Here is a 2,525-nt window from a genome sequence, read left to right on the forward strand (position 1 = left end):
TAGGTCAGGGGCGTGAGCAGGATGCGGAAGCTTTGCTCGTCACTTATTTAGAATGACTACAAAAACGCCGGGAGCGTTTTTGAGCGTAAGCCCCAATGGGGACATGGATGTATCTCACAAAAGGCACCCCTCGTGCCTTGATTGACGCTTTTTCAGCTCACAATAGAGGTGGAGATGAGAGCTCAACAAGCCCTAGCAAAAACTAATTTCCCGCAGTGTTCGACAAGTCAAACTGGCCGCTCTCTTCTATGTTTAGATAAGGCACGAACCTTCCCATATCCAGTTTTGCCTTGAAGCGGTAATCAAGGCTTTTTGCCTGCCCGGAAAACAATCGATTCAGTAAGCGGGCGCTACCCAGTAAATCTGGACTGGCTTCAATGGTAAAATCAGCCATACCATAGGCTGGAACACGCGGTAAATCCGGTGTCGCACCGCTTAAAACCCGATTATTTTCCACTTCAATCGAATAACTCATGCCTTTTAACGGTAAGGCATTCCGGTTTGGATTAATGATCTGCAATCCAATAATAAATCTCGGCGCCAGACCATTCGATTCAGGTGCAAATGAAAATGAGGTGATATTGACCTGTGGCTGTTCATAGTTGGGCGACCAACTGGCACAACCAGATAAGAAAGCTATGGTTATCAGACAAACCGTTCTTAGCAGTGACATATCATTTCCATTCTGGCGTTAAAAAGTAAGTCTAAACCATACAGATAGTATTGGTTCAAAGAAAAAAGCGACATACCATTGAGCTTACTCAACAGAACTGCCGCTTGATTAAAAATGGACTGATAAAAGTGTTATTGCCCGCGCTTCTGAACAGGTTCTACCTCATCCATTTCATGAGCAGGATGCATCGCATTATCTTCTTCTACAGCATTTAAACGATTTTCCTGATACGCATCTTTAGATTCTTTATTAATACGTTCAGCAGACTCGCCCATATCATGGGCTGGATGATTACCATCCGACGATATATCTGCCGAACTATTGGCGGCTTTATCTTTTTCCCATTGATAATCGGCCTGCTGATCTATTTCCGCAGCTGTCGGCGAGACGGAGTTATCCATTTTATGAGCAGGATGCTTGCTAGTATTTTCATTGGCAGCAAACGCAGAGGTGCTGGCAAAAAGAGTTGTCAGGGCGACTGTGTAAAAACATTGTTTTAACATGGCGGCCTCCTTTTATAGTGGTTAAAAACAGCTTAAATAAAATGGCTGCTAACCATTTACTGTTACATACACCCTAACGAATATCACCACTCACATCAAACTGACGAAAAATATAACCAACCCCTTTTAAATCAACAGTTTAACTGTTAATTTAGGCCAAATTCAGTATTCTAACCATAGATAAGGTGAAAAACTTCCTTACCTTTGCTTATCAACCATTTTTCATTACTTTCAATGTGTTATGCTGCTTCACGCTGCATTGTGAGAAAACGATTTACCCCATTGATTAGCGCTTTAATGGCGGCCCGGCTGATATTTTTATCCTGTCCGACACCAAATACCGGTTGAGCATTACCCACTTTCATTTCAACATAACTCACCGCTATGGCTTCTGAACCGCTTCCGATGCCGTGTTCATGGTAATCAACAACAGAAATATCCTGCTGAATATGTTCAGACAAGGCCTTTGCAACCGCATCAACTGGTCCGGTCCCTTTGGCCTGAAGTGTGAAGGGTGTTGTCCCGTGATCCAATTGAACCTCAGCGCTGGCAATATCTTGTGAATCATCCACTACGCTACTGCTTCTGAAACGGTAAGGCGTGTTGACAGCGAGATAAGCTTCATCAAACAATTGCGCTATAGTTGCAGCATTAATTTCCTTGCCACTACTGTCACTGTGCTGTTGCACAATTTTACTGAATTCAATCTGCAAGCGACGCGGCAACTCAAATCCAGCATTTTGTTGTAACAGGAAGCTCACCCCGCCTTTACCCGATTGGCTATTCACCCTGACCACCGCATCGTAACTTCGATGTAAATCCGCCGGATCAATTGGCAGATACGGTACTTCCCAGAAACCTTCCGGATCCTGTTTGGCCAAGCCTTTTTTAATGGCATCCTGATGGGATCCCGAAAACGCGGTAAACACCAATTCACCGGCATAGGGATGACGAGGATGCACCGGTAACTGGGTGCACTCTTCGGCCAGTTGACGAACCTGATCAATCTGGCTGAAATCCAAACCGGGATGAATACCTTGTGAATATAAATTCAACGCCAGCGTCACCAAGTCGACATTGCCGGTACGCTCGCCATTACCAAACAAACAGCCTTCCACCCGATCAGCACCAGCCATCACTGCCAACTCAGCAGCTGCAACAGCAGTACCGCGATCATTATGCGGGTGCACACTCAGAATAATACTGTCTCGATTGTTTAAATTACGATGCATCCATTCAATCTGGTCGGCATAGGTATTGGGTGTCGACATTTCAACCGTTGCCGGCAAATTGAATATCATCTTTTTCTCTGGCGTTGGCTGCCAGATGGCTGACACGGCATCACAAAC

3 protein-coding genes are annotated in these 2,525 nt (G+C 45.0%); all 3 read right to left on the bottom strand.

Translation table 11 applies throughout. The annotated features are described in order from the left end of the window. Positions 1-202: 202 nt before the first annotated feature. On the bottom strand, positions 203-673 hold the full coding sequence (locus B3182_RS03540) for an LEA type 2 family protein (RefSeq protein WP_292353612.1): 471 nt from the start codon (positions 671-673) through the stop codon (positions 203-205). Between the two features lie 131 nt (positions 674-804). Further along, the gene (locus tag B3182_RS03545; protein ID WP_292353611.1) at positions 805-1,176 is read right to left on the bottom strand and encodes a hypothetical protein; all 372 of its coding nucleotides are present in this window, start codon (positions 1,174-1,176) and stop codon (positions 805-807) included. A gap of 239 nt (positions 1,177-1,415) precedes the next feature. Then, a partial coding sequence (locus B3182_RS03550) for a 2-isopropylmalate synthase (RefSeq protein ID WP_292751579.1) occupies positions 1,416-2,525 on the bottom strand: 1,110 nt, incomplete at its 5' end.

The organism is Methylophaga sp. UBA4204 (genome assembly GCF_002379485.1).
Lineage (GTDB): Bacteria > Pseudomonadota > Gammaproteobacteria > Nitrosococcales > Methylophagaceae > Methylophaga.